Below are 23,043 nucleotides of genomic sequence, written 5' to 3' on the forward strand. Positions count from 1 at the left end.
CTTTCTTCTGATTTTTTAATGAATTTAATCGATATAGCGCAATTTCCCACGGAAATCTTCTAGGCTCTCGTACCCTTTTTCCGCCATGATTTCTTTCAGTTCAATAGTAATACGGTCAAAAGCACCAACTCCCTCTTTGTGAAGGGTTGTTCCTACCTGCACCATACTTGCTCCACAGAGGATATGTTCAAAGGCATCACGACCAGTCAACACGCCACCTGTTCCGATGATTTGGATTTGAGGGTTTAAGCGTTGATAAAATGCGTGAACATTAGCAAGAGCAGTCGGTTTGATATACTCGCCACCAATGCCACCGAAACCATTTTTAGGACGAATAACGACAGACTCATCTTCTATATAAAGGCCGTTTCCGATTGAGTTGACGCAGTTGACAAACTTAAGCGGATACTTGTTGAAAATAGCTGCCGCTTGATCAAAGTGAACAATATCAAAATATGGTGGCAATTTAATTCCAAGAGGTTTGGTGAAGTAGGCAAATACTTCTGTCAAAATCCGGTCTGTTGTCTCAAAATCATAGGCAATCTGAGGTTTACCTGGAACATTTGGACAGGAGAGATTTAGCTCAGTCAGACCACGAAACTCACTCTCTTGGACTTTTTTCAAGATAGTATGGGTTTCCTCTGGAGACATGCCAACTAGAGATAGAAAGAAAGTTCGGTTTGTCTCTTTTTCCTGCAAGTCCAAAAGATAGTCCAAATAATAGTCTAAGCCATTATTCGGCAAGCCCATAGAGTTGATAGAACCAAGTGGAACATCTTGATAACGTGGCTCAGGGTTTCCCTGACGAAAGTCCAAGGTCGCTGTCTTGGTCACAAAAGTTCCTGCCGCTGAGTTTTTAACCCCTTCCAGCTCCTCTATCGTCATACAAGCCACACCTGCTGCATTCATCAAACAATTGTCAAACTCAAAGCCAGCTATTTGTGTTTTCGTTGATACCATGATTCTGATCCTCCAGATTCCTTTTATTGCTAATATTATACCATATTTTCAGATTTTCTCTTTAAGAAAGGCATTTATAAGAAAAAGGTTCGTTTTTTATCTATTTTCAAAAAGTCTCAAAACTAAATTGATAGAATTTTTAGAAAATTTTTGTTTTTTCTCTTTACAGTTTAAAAAAATTCTGCTATAATGACTCACGTAATAAAATATGACAACAAAAGGAGAACGATATGACATCTGCTAAAGAATATATCCAAAGCGTGTTTGAAACTGTAAAAGCTCGTAACGGGCACGAGGCTGAGTTCCTCCAAGCTGTTGAAGAATTTTTCAACACTTTAGAACCTGTATTTGAAAAACACCCTGAGTATATCGAAGAAAATATCTTGGCACGTATTACTGAACCAGAGCGCGTGATTTCTTTCCGTGTTCCTTGGGTAGACCGTGATGGAAAAGTTCAAGTAAACCGTGGCTACCGTGTTCAATTCAACTCAGCTGTTGGACCATATAAAGGCGGACTTCGTTTCCACCCAACTGTAAACCAAGGGATTTTGAAATTCCTCGGATTTGAACAAATCTTTAAAAACGTCTTGACTGGACTTCCTATTGGTGGAGGTAAAGGTGGATCAGACTTCGATCCTAAAGGTAAAACAGATGCTGAAGTGATGCGCTTCTGCCAAAGCTTCATGACTGAATTGCAAAAATACATCGGCCCATCACTTGACGTACCTGCTGGTGATATCGGTGTTGGTGGACGTGAAATTGGTTACCTTTATGGTCAATACAAGCGTCTTAACCAATTTGATGCTGGTGTCTTGACTGGTAAACCTCTTGGATTTGGTGGTAGCTTGATTCGTCCAGAAGCAACTGGTTACGGTTTGGTTTACTACACTGAAGAAATGCTTAAAGCTAACGGTAACAGCTTTGCTGGTAAGAAAGTTGTTATTTCAGGTTCTGGTAACGTTGCTCAATACGCTCTTCAAAAAGCGACTGAACTTGGTGCAACAGTTATCTCTGTTTCTGACTCAAACGGCTATGTTATCGATGAAAACGGTATTGACTTCGATCTTTTGGTTGATGTTAAAGAAAAACGTCGCGCTCGTTTGACTGAGTATGCAGCTGAGAAAGCAACTGCTACTTATCATGAAGGTTCTGTATGGACTTACGCTGGTAACTACGATATCGCTCTTCCATGTGCGACTCAAAACGAAATCAATGGTGAAGCAGCTAAACGTTTGGTTGCTCAAGGAGTTATCTGTGTATCTGAAGGTGCCAACATGCCAAGCGACCTTGATGCCATCAAAGTCTACAAAGAAAATGGTATCTTCTACGGACCTGCAAAAGCTGCCAACGCTGGTGGTGTAGCCGTTTCAGCTCTTGAAATGAGCCAAAATAGCCTTCGCCTCTCATGGACTCGTGAAGAAGTTGATGGACGTCTCAAAGGCATCATGACAAACATCTTTAACACAGCTAAAACAACTTCAGAAACATACGGTCTTGATAAAGACTACCTTGCAGGAGCTAACATTGCTGCCTTTGAAAATGTAGCAAATGCTATGATTGCACAAGGTATTGTTTAAGATTTATTTGCTTAATCCTCAATCGCTCCGATTGAGGATTTTTTGGTTGAGTTAAACAGTTAGAAAATTACTTACTCGCCCCCTTCTTACCCACTAGCCAAAAAAAGAAAAACCGCTACTCCTAAGAATAGCGGTTTAATCATGTTTTTAAGCTACTAATGTAGTCGCTCTATTATTTGGCGCTTTTTTCTTTTAAATACTTTTTACCCAGTTCAACTTCTTAAGAAGGCCAAATGATATTCTCCATTCAATTTAACTGCTACTTTCTCGTGGATAGACTGATTTTCTAAAGAACATATTTCTCCATATTTCCAACTTTCATGCTCCCCTGATAATCTAGTGACAGACTTCACTTGATTATCTAAGTTAGCAACTGTAGCACTAAGCTCTTCTTTTGGAATAATTTCTTCAGTAATTGTAAATGATTGTTCCCCTATCTTCAACTCTCTGGCTTCTTGCTCATTGATAGCAAATCCTCCTACTAAGTGAACATAAAATAAGTCAGAAACTTTTAGGAGTTCTTCTTTAGAAATATTATCAAGTAGTCTACATTTATAGAAAGTACTATCAATTTTTATGGCAAATTCTCTACTCTTGGTCTGATATAAGTCACCAATCTCCAACAAATCATTCTTTATTTCATTATTGGAATCATCGTAAGATATTTCATAAGTATCATCATGATTGCTTACTTTACTTTCAATATCTTCATATGAAATTAATTGATTAGTTACACCATAATGCTCTCCTTTATAATCAAATCGATTATAACTTGAGTCGAGAAATTTAACATCATACTTCTCATATGTGCATCCAGTCAATCCAAGTAAACTTAAGAAAAAAATTACGGAAAGATAGATCTTTTTGAATTTCATAGTTCTCCTCCTAATTTTCTATAGTTAAATTATCAAAAATCAATAACGCCTCTCTCCAATATGTCTTTACAGATTTATTTTGGTTATAAAGTAAAGTCAAAACAATTCCCAAACTTCCATCCAAAAATTTAACACTCCATTCATTTCCATCAGAAAATATAATTAAACACCTTTTCTGCTCACAATTACTAAATTAGCAACAAACAATAATACAACATAAAAAGTTAAAGCTAATAAATAGGTTGTGCTTCTAAAATTATTTTCTAAAATTATATTAACTGGTAAAATTACTGGAATCCAAAAAATATTAAGAAAAACTTTATTTGTTGCAAATACTATAAATAAACTTTCTACAACAGCTATAAGTAAATTGCCGCCTTTCGCAATAAACAATGTCAATAGCATGTGGAAATGATTTAACAATATTAGTAATAACCAACTAACTATTCCTACGTAAAAATAATATGAAAAGTGTTCTAACTCTATACCTACAACTACCCATAAAGGAATAGTGAGTAAAGATAATAGTAAATCTAACACAAAAAGTTTCGCTCCCCATATACTGGATATATTTCTCCCGCTTCTAATATTCTGATATTTATTAGCATTGATTTCTTGTTCAGATACTAATAAAGTGATTATAGTAGTTATCATACAATAGCCTAACATCGGTAAAAAGATAATATTTTCCAATACAATTGTGTTATTTACAGATAATATGTAAATTGGAATTGTCAATAGTTGTATAGTAGACAAAATCAAAATAATGTATAGTTGATACGAACCTTTAAATTTAATCATTTCACTTTTTAGCAATTGGATCATTACTTAACCTCCAATTTAACATTAACAAAGAAACGATAAATAGAATCAATGATAGAAATACGGCAAATACTACCATTTTAACGTCTGTTACATGATTTGTTAAATCTAGATCTCCTGACGGTTTTATATACATAAGACTATAAGCAATTTTATAATGATATGTAAAAGGAAAGAAGAACCAAAAGCTACTTTGAGCGATAAAAGGTGCAACCAAAAAACAAATCAAGGAGTTAATAGATACTAGGATATAGGGATTGATCCATTTCGAAAATAGATACAAGAGTGGCAATACCCATATGGATGTTATCGAAATAAGTACTAAACCAATTAAGTCACCAATTATATTCAATGATATTAAGTCGGCATACAAAAAATTACTTGTAAATAATAATATAGCTAAAAACCATACGTTAGAAATGAGTAAATCTTTTAATTTTAAAAGTATCTTTACGATATATATTTTTATGCTATCATTTCGAAAGTATATATTCTGGAAGTTTCCTGCAGCTTCTTCTGCTCTATAATCATATAAAAACAACAAGCCAATAAGTGTATACAAAAAGACGGCTTCCCACCAATATATTGAAAAACTTTCTATAATGCTTGGTCCAACAAGTAATACCGCTATTAAAATCGACAAGCCCGGAGCTATTATCAAGAATTTTTTGGATGTATTTTTTCGCTGTTTTAACCATTCTGATTTAAATATTTTTATCATATTGCGTCACCTCCATGAACAATTCTAAAAAATAAAGATTCTAAATCATCACTTTGAACATTCGAACCGTCGTAAAAAATTTGACCATCATGTAAAATAACAATTTTATCTGCCACTTTACTAACTTCATACAGTTGATGGCTAGATAAAAGAATTGTCATTCCTGATTTCTTTAAAGAAATCATTAAATTCAATAATTCCTTTATACCATTTGGATCTAATCCATTGGTAGGTTCATCTAAAATGAGCAAATCTGGACTAGTAATTATTGCCATACCTAATCCCAAACGTTGTTTCATACCTAAAGAAAAGCTCCCTGCTTTTTTCTTTCCCGTATTAGATAGCCCAATCAAGTTTAATACTTCATTAATTCGTTCGTCAGAAATGTCATATAACAATGCTCTAGTTTTTAAGTTATCAAATGCAGATAAGTTCATATAGATAGCAGGAGTTTCAATAAGCGCTCCAATCTCATATATGCCCGCATTTTTTCCCCCATTAAAAATAACCGCACCACTGTCAGCGTTTTCAAGACCAAAAATAATCTTCATAATTGTTGATTTTCCTGCACCATTGATACCTAATAATCCACAAATACTTCCCTCTTTTATTTCAAAAGAAATATTTTTCAGCACTTCTCTATCCTTATATGATTTTCTAAGTTTTTGAACTTGTATATTCATAACTATAATTCCTCCTTGTTTTATACTTGTATGTTACACTTTATTTTTCAAAATTTGTTCAGACTTTTCAATTTTAAAAAATAAAAAAATAGATATTCCTCAATTTAGAAGATTATCTATTTTTATATACATAACTATTATGTGGAAGGTATCTAATATATCCCTATAGAATTATTTTTTAATAAGCAACGTCACTTGAGCACCACCTCTATCTGGATTTGATAAAAACAATTCTCCAAAATGTCTAGTTGCAACTTGTTTAGCAAATGCTAACCCTAAACCATAGTGCTTATTATTCCTACCTTTATTCTCAGTATAAAATAACTTATCTGCATTTAATAAGGACTGTTCAGTAAAAGGGAGACCATTGTTCCACACTCCAAAATTAATATACTCTGTTTCCTCAATGATAGTAAGAGTAACTTTTTTTTCTCCAGAACTATATCTTGCTGCATTTGCTAAAATATTAATTAATGCCCTATTTAAATTAAAACGATTTCCCTTAAAAAACATTAATTTTGTAGTATTAATAATTTTGAAATCAACCTTTGCATTATTCATTACAGATTTCGCCTCTACTGACAGATCACTTAAAAAATCAGGTAAATATATCTGTTCCCCATAATCTTTATCTTCAATTAGTAATCTTGAATAATCAATCATTGAACTAAAGTATCTTTCAAAAATCACTATACTGTTATTCATTGACTGAGTATATTCCTTCTGTTGATCAGTCAGGTTAGTTAATTCAAGCAACTCTAAATTTCCCTTTAGTACTGTTAAAGGAGTTTTTACATCATGAGCTAATGCACTAACTTGAAAAGATAAATCTTCCTTCTCCCTTCTCTCTGATTTGAGTAAATTAGTTAACTCGTCGTCCTTTTGATATAATACAGAGAGAATTTCATCGAACTCTTGTATTTGAGCGGGAATGTTTTTTTCTTTAAATGTTAACTGCCCCATGTTTAAAGCTTTTTTGTATAAGTAGAAAATTTTTTGAAAATTCTTTTATTAATCTTGTAAGTGACCAAATGAGTAAAATCGTTTCGAAAACGAAGAAAAATAAATAAGAAAATAGATTAAATGAAATGTGACGCAAATTCGGATTAACAAACTCAGGTATCATGGGTTGCCTGACAGTAAGTACAATCTCTGAATTAGCATAATACCCATAATACACCTCACTATTACTTACAGATTCATTTTTATCAAAAACTTCTCGATAGGCAGGCAAATCCTTTTTTTGATAATTACCCTCTTCAATTGTACCTGTCTTGCGATTAAATACAACATAGTCAAATATAGAGTTATTCATTGCTTGAACTACATCACTTAAATTGCTGGTATCACTCACTGAAATTTCAATTTTAGAGTCGTATACATTTAATTGTCCTGTAAAAACAAGCAAATAAGTAAATATAAAAAATAAAAGTATACTCAGTAACGTACCTGTTACTAGTTCTAAAACAGTCCTTATTATACGTCCTCTAATTGTACTATTCTTCTTAATCATGCCACTTGTATCCCATACCTCTAACTGTTTTTATAGGATTAATTCCATAGGATGAGAATTTTAATCTTATTTGATAGATATACTCAGATATTGAACGAAAGAGGGTTTCAGCATCATCATCATAAACGTTTTCATATATATCTTGTACAGTAAAAATTTTTCTTGGATTGCTAGATAATAGCTCTATGATATCATATTCCCTACTTGTAAAGGCAAGACTATCTCCATTAATACAAACAATTTTTTCTTGTAAATAAATCGTTATTGGAGATAATTCTCGAACAATTTGATTACTTAATTCACCTTGTTTGTATCGTTCTTCTCGTTTAAGATTTGCAGCAACTTTGGCAATTAATTGATTGATGCTGAAAGGTTTTGTAATATAGTCATCTCCTCCTAAATTCAATCCTGATACTATATCTTCTTCGGTATCTTTTGCACTAACAAAAATAATAGGGGAGCTTACTTTATTTCTAATCTGCTTACAAATTTGCATACCATCTATATTAGGCATCATTACATCTAATAAAATCAAATCAAATCCTTTGAAATTATTAATATTGATTGGTACGGTGACTTCTTGATACGTCGTTACCTGATAGTTTTTCATTTCTAAAATAGTTCGCATCAGTTTCAAAATTTCAAAATCGTCATCTACAACTAATATCTTATACATTCTATCACCTCAAAAAATTTTAGAGAACTACCTGCAAAGCTCCGTATTCTTGACAAAGAATAGTTTCAATGCATCAATTTGTAATTGTTCTTTATTTTTTAAATTAAATTTTTAGAAACTAGTACAAATCTATTTTACACTATCTTGAACAAAATTCGTAATATTTAATAATCTAATTTGAGTGCCGTCAATGTCATTTCTTATCCAGCAGGAATATCCATAACTTTCCCATCTATATGTGAATAATCCTTCCCCTTAAGTTCTCCAAGGTAATGTTTCAATGATTCTTGATTATTTTAATCTATACCCTCATCACCTACTGAAGCAACAATTATTGAACCTTGACATTTGAGATTGTATCAGAGAAAATTCAGATTTTATTCAGAGAAAAAATCATCTTTACACTGCTAGTGAAATTCAAATTTAAGAAAGAATCAATTTCTAAAATTTTTCATGTCCTAAAAAAACGGAATACGTTTTGAACTTGTTCAGATTATTTTCTATCCCTTCTTCCACTTATGCCCAGCCCAGCCTGCCAAAACAAGTAAAGCAAGGTTAAAAATGATAAAGAAATGTGACCTTTTCAACTTTTCTTTTCAAGATAGGTTGAGTATTCCTATCCTCCTCATCCTCAAAAAGAATTTTAGGTAATTTATAATACCGTTCTGAAGTTTGGTATTGATTTGCGGTAATTCGTTTCATAGCGCTCCTCCAAGTTCTTTGAGTATTAAATCTCCACTTGATTTCAATCGAACCAAGCCACTTTTTTCTAATTCAGCCATACGAGAGATGGCTTCAACAATATCAATTCTCATTTCACGTACTAAAAATGAAATGACAATATAGCGTGATGATTGTAATTCTTTTATCATTTTCCCTCCTGAAAATAAAAAAAGGAGAACAATATTCAACTGTTCTCCACGATAAATTTGTTAAAAAGAAAAACCCTGCCAAATTAATTTTTGGTAGGGTTTTTGGTAGGAAACTAAATTAATTTATCAGTTTCTAAAATGTGTTCACAATTCTAAAAGGCTGATACTATAGTATTCCGAATTCTAATTGGTATATGCCTCTTATTTAAGAGTAACTGAAGCTCCAGCTTCTTCCAATTTAGCTTTGATTTCTTCAGCTTCTGCAGTTGCAACGCCTTCTTTAACAAGTGCTGGTGCACCGTCAACAAGTTCTTTAGCTTCTTTAAGTCCAAGACCAGTGATTTCACGTACAACTTTGATAACGCCAACTTTTTTGTCGCCTGCAGATGTCAATTCAACGTCGAATGAATCTTTAGCAGCACCAGCGTCAGCAGCTCCAGCTGCAGCAACAGCTACAGGAGCAGCTGCAGTTACACCAAATTCTTCTTCGATAGCTTTTACAAGGTCGTTCAATTCAAGGATTGAAGCTTCTTTAATTTCAGCAATAATGTTTTCAATGTTCAATGCCATTGTTATTTCCTCCAAATATGTTTTAAATTTATAATAGATTTTCGTAGCTAGGCTACGCTGCGTAGCTTAAGATTAAGCTGCGTCTTCTTTGTTGTCTGCAACCGCTTTGACTGCAAGAGCAACGTTGCGCACTGGCGCTTGAAGTACAGAAAGGAGCATAGAAAGAAGTCCTTCGCGGTTTGGAAGAGTTGCAAGAGCAAGAATCTCTTCTTTAGATGCGACAGCGCCTTCGATTGCACCACCTTTGATTTCAAGTGCTTCAGCGTTTTTAGAAAAGTCGTTCAAGATTTTCGCTGGTGCGATAACATCTTCGTTAGAAAATGCTACTGCAGATGGTCCAACAAATACTGATGCAAGATCTTCAAGACCAGCTTTTTCAGCTGCACGACGCAAGATTGAGTTTTTAATCACTTTATACTCAACTTCGCTTCCACGAAGCTCACGACGAAGAACTGTATCTTGCTCAACTGTCAAACCACGAGCGTCTACAACGACGATAGATGCAGCAGCTTTCATTTTCTCAGCTACTACGTCAACTAGTTCCGCTTTTTTAGCAATAATTGCTTCACTCATTAGTGTGTTCACCTCCGTTATTATTTTGCTTGGGTAAATTTTTCAAAAGAAAAACGCGCCCAAACCTAGACACGAAAGTACAATACGCTTCTTTTTACATGATACGTTTTGTCCTCGGTAGGATACTTATGAGTCGAACTCCCCTACTGTCTTAGGCAGTTTTTTCAAACCGTATATAAGTATAGCATAGTCAAAAAAAGAATGCAAGATTTTTGCAAACTTTTTTAAAATTTTTTCGTGATTTTTCTTTTAAAGTTCTACTGTTAAGACTTGACCTTGCTTAACAACCTGTTCTCCGCCGATATAGACATCATCAACATCACTTGATTTAACAGCATAAACCAGGTGAGAGAGCATATTTTCTTGGGGTTGAAGATGGATTTTCCCTTGTGGTTGGATGACCAGAAAATCTGCTTGCTTGCCAACTTCCAGACTTCCTATCTGTTCGTCCATTCCAAGAACCTTAGCACCTTCTATCGTTAGAGCTTTGAGGGCTGTGGCGATTGGAAACTGGCTGGCATCTCCACTCTTCATTTTCTGTAAGAGAGCTGCTGTTCGTCCTTCCTCAAACATATCAAGGTTGTTGTTGGAAGCAACTGAATCTGTCGCAATTCCCACAGCCACTCCTGCTTTTTGGAGTTGGATGATTGGAGCGATTCCTGAGGCCAGTTTGAGGTTACTGATAGGATTGTGAGCGATAGCCACTTGAGAAGTTGCCAAACGTTCAATTTCTCGATCGTTTAATTCGACCCCGTGAGCAAAGACAGATGGATGATCTAAGTAACCCAGTTCTTCTAAAAAGGCTAGAGGACGTTTGCCGTATCGTTTTAGGATAATTCCTGACTCCTCCTTGGTCTCCGCAACATGGATATGGATAGGAATATTCAACTCTTTTGCCATATCTAAGCTTTCTGCCAGCAAGTCTCTACTACAGCTGTAAGGAGAATGTGGTGCTACCATAACCTTGAAATTTGGATTTTCATATCCTAAAATTTCCTCAATAATTGCTCGAGTTCTTGCAATGGTCTCAGCAGTTGTTTCTGCCCCTGAAGAAAAGAGGGTCGGCGAGAAATAACAACGCATCTTGGAATCTTTCACTGCCTGATAAATCCGTTCAATATCCACACCATTGGGATTATACATATCATTAAAGGTTGTTGTTCCTGACTGGAGCATCTCTGTCAGAGCTTCTTTGACCGCCTTGGTAGTCATGTCAGGAGTAAATCCTGCTTCTGCAGGCCAGATATAGTCATTGAGCCATTCATGGAGATTGCTATCATCTCGAATTCCTCTCAATCCTGTCATAGCAGAATGGGTGTGACAATTGACCAAACCAGGCATAATCCAGGCTCCCTGATAGTCTATAATCTGCTCAGCTTGCTCTAAAATCTCTGACTGCTCTTGACCAACATAGACGATTTGAGAATCCTTAACGGCTAAGATTCCATCTAGATAAACATGGAAATCTTTGTCACAAGTCACGATATTTACATGCTGATAGACTTTCATTCTAGGCTCCTTTTCTAAAAGACAATTTATACTCAAATTCAAACCACTTCAGATTCACCTTGCCGTAGATATATGGTTACTGACTTCGTCAGTCTTATCTACAACCTCAAAGCAGTGCTTTGAGCAACCTGCGACTAACTTCCTAGTTTGTTCTTTGATTTTCATTGAGTATTACAGTGAATAATTTTTCTAGCTATTGTAACAAAAAAGTCACCCGAAGGCAACTTTTTTCGTTCATAAGATTTTAAAATAGAAAGGCTTATTCAGAGCTAAAAGCGGCAGCTTGCTGCATTTGGTAATACTTGCCTTTTCGAGCCATGAGGTCCTGATGATTGCCATGCTCCACAATATCGCCATCCACCAAGACAAGAATCAAATCTGCATCCTGAATAGTTGACAAACGGTGGGCGATGATAAAACTTGTACGCCTCTTCATGAGTTTAGCAAATGCATCCTGAACTAGCACTTCTGTCCGTGTATCGATGGAGGAAGTTGCCTCGTCTAAGATAAGAATCTTAGGGATAGCTAGAAAGACTCGGGCAATGGTCAAAAGTTGGGCTTGACCGACAGAGAGAGATTCTCCCGCATTTTCCAACTTGGTATCATAGCCTTGAGGTAGCTGTTGGATGAAAAAGTCTGCATTGGCTGCTTTGGCAGCAGCAATCACTTGCTCCCGACTGGAATCAGGATTTCCAAAGGAAATATTGTCATGAATGGTCCCTTGCTTGAGCCAGGTTTCTTGGAGCACCATTCCAAACTGCTGGCGTAAAGAGGCACGACTATAGTCATAAATGGATTTCCCATCCAGCAAGATATCTCCAGAGTTAATGGGATAAAAACGCATGAGAAGATTGATAAGGGTTGATTTTCCAGCACCTGTCGGACCAACAATAGCTACCTTGCTACCAGCTGGAATAGCGATAGATAAGTCCATAATCAAAATTTTTTCAGGATTGTAGCCAAAAGAGACATGTTTAAAGGAAATAGCTCCCTTAACTTGGTCACTAGTCAAGATTTCCTTGCCTGTTTCAGCCACCTCAGGACTTTCTAAGACAGCATAAACACGCTCTGCACAAGCCAGAGCACTTTGCAACTCAGCTAGCACTGAAGAAATATCGTTAAAAGGCTTGGTGTACTGTTGAACATAGTTCAAAAAAGTCACTAAGCGCCCAATGGTCAAGGTAGAGCCTATCATGATACGATAAGCTCCCACTCCAGCTAGAAGGGCATAAATGAGCGCATTGACAAAGCGAGTCGAAGGATTAACCGTTGAAGAATAAAAGATAGCTGACTGCGAATAACCTGCATAGTTGGCATTCGCCTCGTGCAGCCTTTGGATAAATTCTGCCTGAGCATTAAAGGACTGGATAATGGTTTGCTGGCTCAACGATTCTTCAATCAACTGAGTCTGAATTCCCCTCGTCTCTGTTTGCTTTTGGAAGAGATGATAGGAGCGTCTGGCAATAAAGCGTGAGATTACCATAGACAGTGGCGTCAACAGCAAGACCAAGAGAGTCATGAGGAGATGAATTTGAAGCATGGCTAGAATACTAACCAAAATCATCAAGACACCAATGAAAAATTGGTTAAAAATCATGGTCAAGCCAGCTGCCAACTGTTCTATATCCGTGGTTACACGACTAACCATCTCTCCACTTCCTTGTCGATCCACAAAGGCAATCGGTAAACGATGAAGTTTATGGATGATTCGCTCTCGCAAATCTTTAGTATAAGAGAAGATTAAGCGATTATAGAGGAGAGGATTGGCCCACTGTACAAGGGTATTTCCTATGACTACCAAAACCATCTGAATGAAAATCTGCCAAAAAACTGGTGAAGAACCAGCCACAAGAACCTGGTCAATGACCTGGCCAATCAAAATAGGTAGGTAAATTGATAAGGCAACTTGGGCAATAGTTCCTAGAAAGGCTAGGAAAAGGAGGAAGGGATGGCTTGCTAAATCTTTTGCCAAACGTTTGAGCGTCTGGTTTGCAGTTTGTCGTCTCATACTAGTCCTCCTTACCATGTTGGGATGCATTGATTTCGCGAAAAACTTGACTGGATTTCATCAAGTCCTCGTGCTTGCCGATAGCTAATAGATCACCTTTTTCTAAGAGGAGAATCTGGTCAGCCATCTGGAGTGTCGAAGTCCGTTGAGAAATCAAAATTAAGCTCGTATTTGGCAGGTTTTCTCGGATAGCTTTCAATAGCTTGGACTCGGTAATGGTGTCGAGGGCCGAAGTCGCATCATCTAGGATGAGAAACGGAGCCTTACGCAATACTGCTCGAGCGATCGACAGCCTTTGTTTTTGTCCGCCTGAGAAATTTCGTCCTCCTGCCTCAACTAGGGCATCCAAGAGTCCTTCCTTTTCACTTACAAAATCCTTAGCTTGCGCAATCTCCAAAGCCTGCCAAAGTTCTTGGTCAGATAGTTCTTGATCTAAACCTATAGTCAAATTGGAACGAATGGTTCCCTTAAAGAGTTCGATCTTTTGGGGCACATAGGCAATCCAAGACCGCCACTGCTCAAGATTACGAGGACTAGATCCATCGCGATAAAGGTCTATGCTCCCCTTGTCTGCTGGATAAAGTCCAAGGATGAGTTGTACTAAGCTTGATTTACCAGAACCTGTTCCCCCAATGATACCAAGGATTTGCCCTTGCTTCATATCAAAGGAAATGTCTCTCAGAGAAGGCTGGGCCGCATCAGGATAGGTAAAGGTCAGTTCTTGAACTTGTAAAACCTGATCACTGGTAGCTTGCTTTTGTTCTAATTTTGAATGAATATCTTCTGGAGCCTCAGCAAAAACTTCCTCGATTCGCTTAGCAGAGATGTAAGACTGGTTGAGAGAATTGATCAGCATGGCTAGTTTGACCAATTCCACCAAAATTTGTAAGAGATAGTTGATAAGGGCAATCAGGGCACCCTGACTGAGTAAACCTCCTTGAATTGAAATATAGCCCTGCCAAATGATAACGAGGAGGGTTCCATTCACAATCAGATAGGTCAGAGGGGTTAATAAACTAGACCAGAAACCCGTCTTTTCTTGCAATCTAGCATAGACTTGGTTAAGGGTTTGAAAAATATGTAACTCTCGTTTTTCTTGACCAAAAGCACGAATAACGCGCATACCTTGTATTTGCTGACGCGTTTCTTGAACCAGTTGGTCCGTTTTCTTTCTGAGACTACTGTAGAGAGGATTGACCAGTCGAGAGAACCCTACAATAACAATGGTCAAAATGACAACCATGACCAAGAACCAGAAAGTCAGCTCAGCTGAAATGCGATAGGCCATAAAAATGGCTCCAAAAACGATAATAGGTGCTCGCAAAAAGAGGCGCAAGAATTGATTGATCCCAGTCTGAATCTGGTAGGTATCCGAAGTCAAGCGAGTCACCAAACTAGAAGTTGTCAAACGGTCTCTACTGTCCTTAGGTAAAGACAAAATATGACGATAAAGATCATCTGTCAGTCCTTTGGCAAATCCAACCGCAGCCTTAGCTGAGTAGAACTGAGCTATTAAGGCCACTACAACACCAATTACTGCAAAGATAAGAAGCAAACCAATCTGCATCCAGAGATGACCTTGATTTTTTTGGGGCAATGATTGGTCAACAATCCCAGCAATCACCATGGGAACCAAGAGCTCAAAAACAGCTTCTAACAACTTGAACAAAGGTGCTAAAATCGATTCTCTGATGTAGGGTTTAAAGTAAGATAGTAAGTGTTTCATAAATCCCTTCTATTCGTTTTCTAGAAATGAAGAAAGTGGGAAGCACCCACCATCTCTGATTTATTTGTTTAAGTAAGGTAGTAGATAGCCATAGCCTGCTTCTTCCATCTCATCCTTGGCCACAAAGCGCAAGGAAGCAGAATTGATACAGTAACGGAGGCCACCAAACTCACGCGGTCCATCTGTGAAAACATGGCCCAAGTGAGCATTCCCCGACCGAGAACGAACCTCAATTCGCTCCATTCCATGGCTGAGATCCTTGTAATAATGAATCAATTCCTTGGAAATCGGACGGCTAAAACTTGGCCAACCACAACCTGAGGCAAACTTATCCTTGGCAAAAAAGAGTGGCTCACCTGTCGTAATATCTACATAAATCCCTTCTTCAAAGGTTTGGTCATAGGCATTGGTAAATGGAGCCTCTGTAGCAGCTTCTTGGGTAACACGATAGGATTCTTCAGATAAACTGCCCTTTAACACCTCTTGACTAGGCTTTTCATAGTGAGAGGCATCAATCAATGGCTTCTCAGCATCGGTCACATCGATATGACAGTAACCTGAAGGATTCTTCTTCAGATAGTCTTGGTGGTAATCTTCAGCTAAAATATAGTGGCGAAGTTTCTCCACCTCTACTGCAATCTTTCGCCCAAGCATGCGCTCCTGCTCCTGCACCACTGTATAGATAGTTGGCAAGTCTGCTTCATCCTGGTAATAAATCCCGGTCCGATATTGGCGACCACGGTCATTTCCTTGTTGATTGACTGATAATGGATCAATAACACGGAAATAATAAAGTAAAATTTCTCTGAGTGAGACTACCTTCTCATCGTAAATTACTTGAACCGTTTCTGCATGGTCTGTTTCTTTGAGCAACTGGTAATTGGTCGTTTCGACTTGACCATTAGCGTAGCCAACACTGGTTGCTAATACGCCAGAAATTCGGGAAAAATACTCCTCTAAACCCCAAAAACAACCGCCTGCTAAATAAATTTCTGCCATCTTTATTTCTCCTTTATCAAGTTTTTAACTAATACTCTTCGAAAATCTCTTCAAACCACGTCAGCTTTATCTACAACCTCAAAGCGGTGCTTTGAGCAACCTGCGGCTAGCTTCCTAGTTTGCTCTTTGATTTTCATTAAGTATAAACTTCTTTTCAAAAAAAGGATAGGAAGCCCTCTGGTCGAGAGTTTCCCCATCCTATCTTCTATTCTTTATTTTGCTTCGACACGGACACCTTTGGTATCAACTTTCAAGTCATGAAGTTTTCCTTTGAAGGGTTGCTTTTCCAATTCTGCCTTAATCGTTGGCATCTTGTCATGAGAAGCCAAAACCATAACTGTCGGCCCAGCACCAGAGAGATAGGTTGCATAGGCACCATTTTCTTTGGCTACTTGCTTAATCGTCGCAAATTCTCTCACCAAGTCCTGACGATAGCGCTCGTGGAAGAGGTCTCCCTCGATTGCTTGCCCAGCGGTCACCATGTCTCCTGTCAACAAGGCAGCAACCGCCACATTGGCGATAGAACTAGCTGCAACAGCTTCCTTGTAAGACAATTTCTTAGGTAAGACGCCACGGCTGTCTCGAGTACGCAATTCATAGTTTGGAATGTAGGCTAGGAAATCACACTCTGGGAAATCTGCTACGATAGCAGAAACTTGTCCATCAACAGAGCTTGCAATAACGAGATTACCATAAATAGCTGGAGCCACATTGTCAGGATGCCCTTCAATCTTGGTCGCCAACTGCAATTTTTCATGATCCGACAAGTTTAGCTGACCCAGTTGGTTGGCTAGTTCAATCCCAGCTACAATAACCGAGCTAGAAGAACCCAACCCACGCGCCAAGGGAACATCACTGGTCATTTTCAAGCGTCTTGGTTGCAAGTCTGGTACAATTTGCAAAGCGATTTTGAGCAAGAGATTGCGCTCGTCATGTGGAATCCATTTGCCAATCTGGTGTTCAATCAGCCACTCATCTCGTTCTTCACATACCTCAATTTGAAGATACTTGGTTACAGCTACACCGACCGAGTCAAAACCTGGCCCGATATTGGCACTGGTTGCAGGTACAATAATCTTCATCTTATTCTCCTAGCACCTTGAAGGTATTCAAGAGGTCGAATTCTGAAACCTTCTTCAATTCAGCTGAGACATTTTCAAGTTGGGCTTTATTAATCTTGTGTGTGATGATAACGACACGCGCCTTGTCACCATCTTTTCCATCTTGGAGAATTTGCTTGAAGGAAATATCTTGAGCGTTGAAGATTTCAGCCAATTTCAAGACCTGACCTTTTGAGTCTGGAGCCAAGATTGAGAAGTAGTAGTTTGCTTTAACATCCTCAGGATTTGCCAAGACCAAGTCACGGCTATATTCGTTGAAGTCTTTGCCAATGGTACCATCATTCAAGCGACGAACGATACGGACAATGTCCGCCACAACACTTGTTGCAGTTGGTTTTTGACCAGCACCTGGCCCATAGTACATAGACTCACCAATACCGATAGATTCTACAAAGACAGCGTTCATTACGCCATTCACACTGGCAAGTGGATGCGCTTTAGGAAGGAAGGTTGGAGTCACTTCTGCAGCAATTCCTGAAGGAGTTTCTTCGATAGAACCAACCAATTTCACTACATAACCAAGCTCTTGAGCTACAGCTACATCTTCTGGTGTGATGTTACGAATTCCCTTGTGGGCTACGTCATCGAAGGCAACCTTCATGCCAAAGGCAAATTGGCTCAAAATCACCATCTTGTAGGCTGCATCAATCCCATCTACGTCATTTGTCGGGTCACTTTCTGCAAATCCTAGACGTTGCGCTTCGGCAAGAGCATCATCGTAAGACCAGCCTTCTTCGACCATCTTGGTCATCATGAAGTTGGAAGTTCCATTGACCACGCCAAGGACACGAGTGATTTTGTCAGAAGCCAAGGAATTTGCCAAAGTACGAAGAATTGGAATCCCACCAGCTACTGCTGCTTCATAGTAAAGTGCTACCTTGTTAGCTTTAGCGATTTCTAACAATTCTGCACCATGGACAGCCAAAAGGTCCTTGTTAGCAGTAACAACGTGTTTCCCAGCTTCCAAGGCACGAGTGATAAAGGTCTTAGCTGGTTCGATACGCCCCATCAATTCCACTACGATGGTAATGTCTTGATCTGACAAAATGTCATCCACATTGGTTACAAAGTTAAAGTCATTCCCTGCTGCAAGCAAGCGATTCTTTTCATCTTCATCCTTGACCAATACCTTGGCAACTTCAATCTCTGAATGTGCTGATTGATTGATTTTTTCTCCATTTTCCTTTAGGAGGAAAGGCACACCACTTGCAACGGTACCAAATCCTAGTAAAGCAATTTTAACTGTCATGTTTGTCTCCTCGAAATTTTCTAATATAGCCATTATAACAGAATTTTGTGAAAATTCCTATTATAGTAAATCACTATTTCAATCTAGAAAAGAAAAAACGAATCAGACGATTCGCTCTTCTTAAAATCTAGAAATAGCTTTCCAGAAAGGATTATCCAATCTTTTGCAGATTAAGTACTGCATCGTGATTCATCAAGACTTGACCATACTCTTGCAAGACTGAGCGACTGATATCACTATCATCTGCAAACTCGCGCATACGGGCCAAAAGCCACGCTGGATATGGACTTGGATGATTTTCAATATCCACTAAAATGGTCAAATAATAGCGCTCATTCATCTTGTAGAGTTCAGAAGTTTCCATCTCAAAAGTCACTGTCTTGGCAAAAGTAACCAAGTCAGCCAACTTAGCAAAAGAAAGGATGTAATAGATGTAAGGCTCTTTCTTGCTCTCAGCTTCTTGTTCAGCCTGCTCTTGCTCTTCTTCCTTAGCTTCGACTTGCTCTAGAGATTGAATCGCTTCGATGTCATCCTTGGTTTTGTCTGCGATGCTTTTTTCCAAGGTTTTGATAAATTCATCTGGCGACATTTGGGCTAATTCTTCCATATCTGGTAAATCCGATAAGTCTTCAAAATCTAGATTTTGGTCAATCTTTGATTTGGTTACAAAGACATCTACCTTATCAGGTTTTGGAGTCACACGGAAACTCAACATGCCTGTATCCAAAAAGCTCTCAGGCATCTCTAACTCATCCAAGATGGCATAAAAGAACTCTTCTGTTTTTTCTTGAGGAACGAGAAAGTCAGCAATCTCCATTCCTCGATCCATCAAATCCTCTAAAGACATCGTGATTTTTAAAGTTGTATCACTGATTTGTTTCATTTTCATTGCTAGTAACCTCATACTTTCAGTTCTATCTATTATACTAGATTTTTACGATTTTATCAAAAGAAGGCTCCTCTGTCGGGATAGATTTTCCATAGGGTAACTTCTGTAGAAGACTCTAAAAGAAAATTTCTGCAGACAAATAGAAAAAGCCTTCAAAATCGGCTCTTAGCCAACTTTGAAGACCTAATACATCAGAAAGCTTATAGTTTAAAGGTTGCTACACCGAGGATAGAACGATTTAAGTTTCGAAGAATTTGAAGACTTTGCTCAAATTTCTTATAACGAGTCACTCCGTATTCTTCAACAAGAAGGACTGTATCTCTTTCTAAAAGAGATGGCACATCTTGTAAATCTACAAAATGCATTCCTTTTAAAGTCTCTTGATTTTGTTTCAATTTATCTAGGATAGCTTTGTTTGAGCTAACGATTGTTAATTCTTGTCCAGCATTTTTGTATGACAAGACATCTGCTAGGTTGGCAATTGTTGTGATCTCTGTTACAAAATCAATTTGATATTGAGAAAAATCACCTGCTCTATTGATTGTTGGATTAAAGAGATAAACCAATACATTTCCCATCACAACCAAAATCACACAGACTACTCCAATAACAGCTAAACGGAGAATCAAATTCTTCACATTCAATCCAAGCGCTGTCTCACCATTTGCATTCAATTCTTTAGAGTTGATGGTTTCCAATTTTTCAATTTTTACATTTGCATAAGTGTGTTTAAATTTCTCAATCAATCCATCAATTTTTCGCTCCAACAAGTCATTAGCATCTTTACTTGGTGTCAAAATTTTCACACCAACCCCTGCATCGTCAATCATATAGTAGACGGTCAATTTTTTCCACCAATAGTCACTTGTAGAATTTTTCAAGGTTGTCTCTGTCGTATCCAATTCACTGGCAATTTTTTTCAACTCACTCGGCTCTACATCATTGAAAAGATAAGCTCCATTCAAATTCCCATCAATCAATTTTCCGTAGAAATCACTATAACCACCAATTTGATGATTCAAAATCGTTTTAGCTGAATCTTCTGGAGGGGTGATTTTATAGCTGATATAAGTTGAATAACTTGTTGTGTCTTTGACAGTGTTTTTATTCTTAACTGCTTTAATTGTAAATGGTACAGCAATGAGAGCAAATAAAGCGATGAGAGCTAGAATATTTGCTTTTCGTTTTTTATAAAGATTTGCAAACAAATCAGCTACTGAATAATGTTCAAACATGATTTTTTTCTCCTTTGTTTAGTAGATACTGGTTCTCTTTTGTAAGCATTTTTGCTACGAATATAATCACAAGAACAATTCCCCAGAATTGCATTGTAAATAAATTGAAGAAACTTTCTGAAAAGCTACTTCTCGGCATAAAGAATAGATTATTCAAGATGAGTAGGGACAAGGCAAATAGGATTGTTCTTGAACGATAGGCTACTTGCAGCATGGCTATAAATAACATACCTAGCAAGAGACTAAGTAGAAAGACTCCTATCATACCATAGTCTGTATACAACTCCATGATATAACTACTTCCGATACCATGTCCTTTCAAGTATTCCTTGTTCAAGACAAGATAGGATAGATTATGGGCATAACTATTACTATCAATAGCTAGTTCCACACTATTGGTTGTATGTTCAAAAGCTTTTCCTCCGAAAATGGCCCCCAAACTCCCCCTTGCAAAATAATCAAGAACAGGACCAAAAGTAAAATTACGGAAATCTCGGTAAGGGAGGCTACTGTTAAATAGAAAACCTCGAGCCAAAACACCAAAACTGGTTCCTTGTTTATAGATAAAGTCAAGCAGGATATCCCAGAAACCTGTATGGGAAACTTGGACATTATCCCGTACATAATTGAGCACTCCCATCGCTAACATGAGAATAGGAGAACCTACAAAAATCGCTAACTTCTCTTTAAACCCAATCCATTTTCCCTTTTCTGTTTGCTCCCGCATAAAGTAATAAACGAAAGCAAATAAAATACTTAAAATAAAGGGATTGCGTGTCCCGATTGCTAAATGAATAGTATTAGCTGCAATAAAGGAGACAAGCACTACTGTTGCCTGCCATTTCTTTGGCTTGGTTGCCAAATACATACACATTGCATAGACCGTAAATGTTGATAAGATATAGGTAAAATAAGGCAGTTTACTTTCAAAGTTTGCATAGTAGGTATAGTAGGAAGTCTGCAAGCGATACAGGAGTCGTTCAAATAAGCGAATAAAATAGAAAGGATAGGTTAGAAGAAAAACTCCTAGCGATACAAAGCGCAACCGCTTGATGTAAACCTCTTTTAGAGAACTTTCTATCTTCGATACTTGTATTTTCTTTCTAGCTATAAAATAGCGAGCTAGGAGCCCCCCTGTGGTCAATCCCAATATCGAAACCATGACAACTATAAAGGCAAAACGATAGGCTATGGGATGATAGGTATCCAAAGCGCCATCTCTAAAATAATCAATGGTCGGCCTTGATACCAGAAATACAAAAATAGTTAAAAAGAAAATAAAATGGATTAAGTAATACTTGATATCATTCCAACAAGCAATTAAGCTACTAACCAGTAAGAACAATAAAGTAGAAAGCAAGCTAACATTGTTATTATTAAACAGATATACAATTCCACTTACTAGCGTCAAGGCATAACTGACTATGGTCAAACTAAATAATAATCGTTTTCCATCAATCACTTGCTCACCCCCGTTCTAATGTAATTTTTTAGATTTTTCAATATTTTTTAGTAATAAGAATCGGTATAAGGAAATATTTATGAATAGAGCCAAAGCACTAATTCTTCTCCCCTTACGGAAAATTGGATTCCTAGCAATAGCAAAGGCATGGCCTTTTAAAAAACGATGAATCTGGGAATAGGCTTCAAACTGTTTATACTGATCATCTAGTAACATCTTATCCAGAATAAAAAAGTAGGCATAGGCCAATCTGAAAAAAGCAACCTCTTTCAAATCCGGATAGTTTTTCACAACTTCATTGTAAAACTTTTGGTAGATATCAATATAGGCTAAATCCTTCTCTGCATAGGGTTTAGTCGTAATACTATCCCCTCTATGGAAATAGTAATAATAGGGTTTGGTATTAACAACGTACTTCTTAGCCAACTTGATTAAATCAAAATGATAATAAGCATCTTCATAAATCAATCCCTTTGGAAAGGATAGGGCAGTTGCAATCTCTCTCTTGACTAGCTTATTGCAGATCGTTCCAGGTATTTTTTCACCTATGAGGTATTCCCTCAGAAATGTTTGGGAATCACAGACAAAATAGTCATCCTGATTGGCTGACTGTGGACTTTCATCATTAGCATAGACATTCATAACACCACAGCTCGAAACATCCGCATCTTCTTGAATTAATTGCTCATATAAGCTCTGAATCATTTCCGGATGGATATAATCATCTGAGTCAATAAAAATCAGATAATCCCCATGAGCCTGCTTCATTCCATCGTTTCGCGCTTGTGACAAGCCTTCATTCTTTTTATGAAGCACTGACACCCTATCATCTTGTTCAGCGATTGAATCACACAAGCGACCACTTTCATCCGTTGCTCCATCATCAACAAGAATGATTTCCAGATTTTTATAGGTCTGCTTCTGAATGGAAGCTATCGATTTTTCTAGGTACTGCGCCACATTATAGACTGGCACAATCACACTAATTAATGCAGTTTCCATG

Annotated in this window: 22 protein-coding genes, 1 pseudogene and 1 other annotated feature; of the genes and pseudogenes, 1 reads left to right on the forward strand and 22 read right to left on the reverse strand. The window is 37.5% G+C overall.

Features of this window, described 5'->3' with window-relative positions:
• Positions 1 to 24 precede the first annotated feature (24 nt).
• Positions 25 to 960, reverse strand: coding sequence for a dihydroorotate oxidase (locus ACLNCP_RS02115; RefSeq protein WP_394865573.1), 936 nt, complete (start codon positions 958 to 960; stop codon positions 25 to 27).
• Positions 961 to 1,190: 230 nt separating this feature from the next.
• Here ACLNCP_RS02115 and gdhA point away from each other — a divergent pair, with 230 nt between their 5' ends.
• Complete coding sequence (gene gdhA, locus ACLNCP_RS02120; protein ID WP_424843969.1) at positions 1,191 to 2,537, forward strand: NADP-specific glutamate dehydrogenase; 1,347 nt, start codon at positions 1,191 to 1,193, stop codon at positions 2,535 to 2,537.
• Between the two features lie 212 nt (positions 2,538 to 2,749).
• Here gdhA and ACLNCP_RS02125 read toward each other — a convergent pair whose 3' ends face one another.
• From ACLNCP_RS02125 to ACLNCP_RS02225, 21 genes and pseudogenes are all read right to left on the reverse strand, one after another.
• Positions 2,750 to 3,412 carry a NisI/SpaI family lantibiotic immunity lipoprotein gene (locus tag ACLNCP_RS02125; protein WP_424843970.1) on the reverse strand — a complete coding sequence of 221 codons (663 nt, stop codon included), beginning with the start codon at positions 3,410 to 3,412 and terminating at the stop codon, positions 2,750 to 2,752.
• 162 nt (positions 3,413 to 3,574) lie between these two features.
• Complete coding sequence (locus tag ACLNCP_RS02130; protein WP_424843971.1) at positions 3,575 to 4,237, reverse strand: ABC transporter permease; 663 nt, start codon at positions 4,235 to 4,237, stop codon at positions 3,575 to 3,577.
• Positions 4,215 to 4,955, reverse strand: coding sequence for a lantibiotic ABC transporter permease (locus tag ACLNCP_RS02135; protein ID WP_261220958.1), 741 nt, complete (start codon positions 4,953 to 4,955; stop codon positions 4,215 to 4,217). Before ACLNCP_RS02135 ends, ACLNCP_RS02130 begins: the two co-directional genes overlap by 23 nt.
• Positions 4,952 to 5,638, reverse strand: coding sequence for an ATP-binding cassette domain-containing protein (locus ACLNCP_RS02140; protein WP_125442948.1), 687 nt, complete (start codon positions 5,636 to 5,638; stop codon positions 4,952 to 4,954). Before ACLNCP_RS02140 ends, ACLNCP_RS02135 begins: the two co-directional genes overlap by 4 nt.
• Positions 5,639 to 5,809: 171 nt before the next feature.
• Positions 5,810 to 6,601, reverse strand: a complete 792-nt coding sequence (locus ACLNCP_RS02145; protein WP_424843972.1) for a sensor histidine kinase — start codon at positions 6,599 to 6,601, stop codon at positions 5,810 to 5,812.
• The gene (locus ACLNCP_RS02150; protein ID WP_424843973.1) at positions 6,582 to 7,151 is read right to left on the reverse strand and encodes a hypothetical protein; all 570 of its coding nucleotides are present in this window, start codon (positions 7,149 to 7,151) and stop codon (positions 6,582 to 6,584) included. The genes ACLNCP_RS02145 and ACLNCP_RS02150 overlap by 20 nt, the downstream gene beginning before the upstream one ends.
• Positions 7,144 to 7,827, reverse strand: coding sequence for a response regulator transcription factor (locus ACLNCP_RS02155; RefSeq protein ID WP_000276749.1), 684 nt, complete (start codon positions 7,825 to 7,827; stop codon positions 7,144 to 7,146). Before ACLNCP_RS02155 ends, ACLNCP_RS02150 begins: the two co-directional genes overlap by 8 nt.
• A gap of 621 nt (positions 7,828 to 8,448) precedes the next feature.
• Positions 8,449 to 8,529, reverse strand: a pseudogene (locus ACLNCP_RS02160) (replication initiator protein A); the annotation flags it as partial.
• Entirely contained in the window at positions 8,526 to 8,699 is a 174-nt protein-coding gene (locus tag ACLNCP_RS02165) for a hypothetical protein (RefSeq protein WP_084819619.1), read from the reverse strand. The pseudogene ACLNCP_RS02160 and the gene ACLNCP_RS02165, both read right to left, overlap by 4 nt.
• A gap of 201 nt (positions 8,700 to 8,900) precedes the next feature.
• Positions 8,901 to 9,269, reverse strand: a complete 369-nt coding sequence (gene rplL / locus ACLNCP_RS02170; RefSeq protein WP_001196965.1) for a 50S ribosomal protein L7/L12 — start codon at positions 9,267 to 9,269, stop codon at positions 8,901 to 8,903.
• 72 nt (positions 9,270 to 9,341) lie between these two features.
• Positions 9,342 to 9,842 carry a 50S ribosomal protein L10 gene (rplJ, locus tag ACLNCP_RS02175; protein ID WP_001287277.1) on the reverse strand — a complete coding sequence of 167 codons (501 nt, stop codon included), beginning with the start codon at positions 9,840 to 9,842 and terminating at the stop codon, positions 9,342 to 9,344.
• Positions 9,843 to 9,880: 38 nt separating this feature from the next.
• Positions 9,881 to 10,016: a sequence feature (ribosomal protein L10 leader region), on the reverse strand.
• 75 nt (positions 10,017 to 10,091) lie between these two features.
• The gene (locus ACLNCP_RS02180) at positions 10,092 to 11,351 is read right to left on the reverse strand and encodes a TRZ/ATZ family protein (RefSeq protein ID WP_424843974.1); all 1,260 of its coding nucleotides are present in this window, start codon (positions 11,349 to 11,351) and stop codon (positions 10,092 to 10,094) included.
• 259 nt (positions 11,352 to 11,610) lie between these two features.
• Positions 11,611 to 13,359 carry an ABC transporter ATP-binding protein gene (locus ACLNCP_RS02185; RefSeq protein WP_424843975.1) on the reverse strand — a complete coding sequence of 583 codons (1,749 nt, stop codon included), beginning with the start codon at positions 13,357 to 13,359 and terminating at the stop codon, positions 11,611 to 11,613.
• A 1-nt stretch (position 13,360) separates the two neighbouring features.
• Positions 13,361 to 15,085 carry an ABC transporter ATP-binding protein gene (locus tag ACLNCP_RS02190; RefSeq protein ID WP_424843976.1) on the reverse strand — a complete coding sequence of 575 codons (1,725 nt, stop codon included), beginning with the start codon at positions 15,083 to 15,085 and terminating at the stop codon, positions 13,361 to 13,363.
• 60 nt (positions 15,086 to 15,145) lie between these two features.
• Positions 15,146 to 16,084, reverse strand: a complete 939-nt coding sequence (msrB, locus tag ACLNCP_RS02195; RefSeq protein WP_084888477.1) for a peptide-methionine (R)-S-oxide reductase MsrB — start codon at positions 16,082 to 16,084, stop codon at positions 15,146 to 15,148.
• A gap of 212 nt (positions 16,085 to 16,296) precedes the next feature.
• Positions 16,297 to 17,166 carry a homoserine kinase gene (thrB, locus tag ACLNCP_RS02200; RefSeq protein WP_223340136.1) on the reverse strand — a complete coding sequence of 290 codons (870 nt, stop codon included), beginning with the start codon at positions 17,164 to 17,166 and terminating at the stop codon, positions 16,297 to 16,299.
• 1 nt (position 17,167) lies between these two features.
• Complete coding sequence (locus tag ACLNCP_RS02205) at positions 17,168 to 18,454, reverse strand: homoserine dehydrogenase (protein ID WP_045611310.1); 1,287 nt, start codon at positions 18,452 to 18,454, stop codon at positions 17,168 to 17,170.
• Positions 18,455 to 18,605: 151 nt separating this feature from the next.
• Entirely contained in the window at positions 18,606 to 19,343 is a 738-nt protein-coding gene (gene mecA / locus ACLNCP_RS02210) for an adaptor protein MecA (RefSeq protein WP_424843977.1), read from the reverse strand.
• A 200-nt stretch (positions 19,344 to 19,543) separates the two neighbouring features.
• Positions 19,544 to 20,578, reverse strand: coding sequence for a hypothetical protein (locus ACLNCP_RS02215; protein ID WP_024056232.1), 1,035 nt, complete (start codon positions 20,576 to 20,578; stop codon positions 19,544 to 19,546).
• Positions 20,571 to 22,040 (reverse strand): O-antigen polysaccharide polymerase Wzy family protein, encoded by a 1,470-nt coding sequence (locus ACLNCP_RS02220; protein ID WP_261184432.1) that lies wholly within the window; start codon positions 22,038 to 22,040, stop codon positions 20,571 to 20,573. Before ACLNCP_RS02220 ends, ACLNCP_RS02215 begins: the two co-directional genes overlap by 8 nt.
• 15 nt (positions 22,041 to 22,055) lie before the next feature.
• On the reverse strand, positions 22,056 to 23,042 hold the full coding sequence (locus ACLNCP_RS02225) for a glycosyltransferase family 2 protein (RefSeq protein ID WP_424843978.1): 987 nt from the start codon (positions 23,040 to 23,042) through the stop codon (positions 22,056 to 22,058).
• Position 23,043: the final 1 nt, after the last annotated feature.

Source organism: Streptococcus sp. CL6.35, from assembly GCF_049737915.1.
Taxonomy (GTDB): Bacteria; Bacillota; Bacilli; order Lactobacillales; family Streptococcaceae; genus Streptococcus.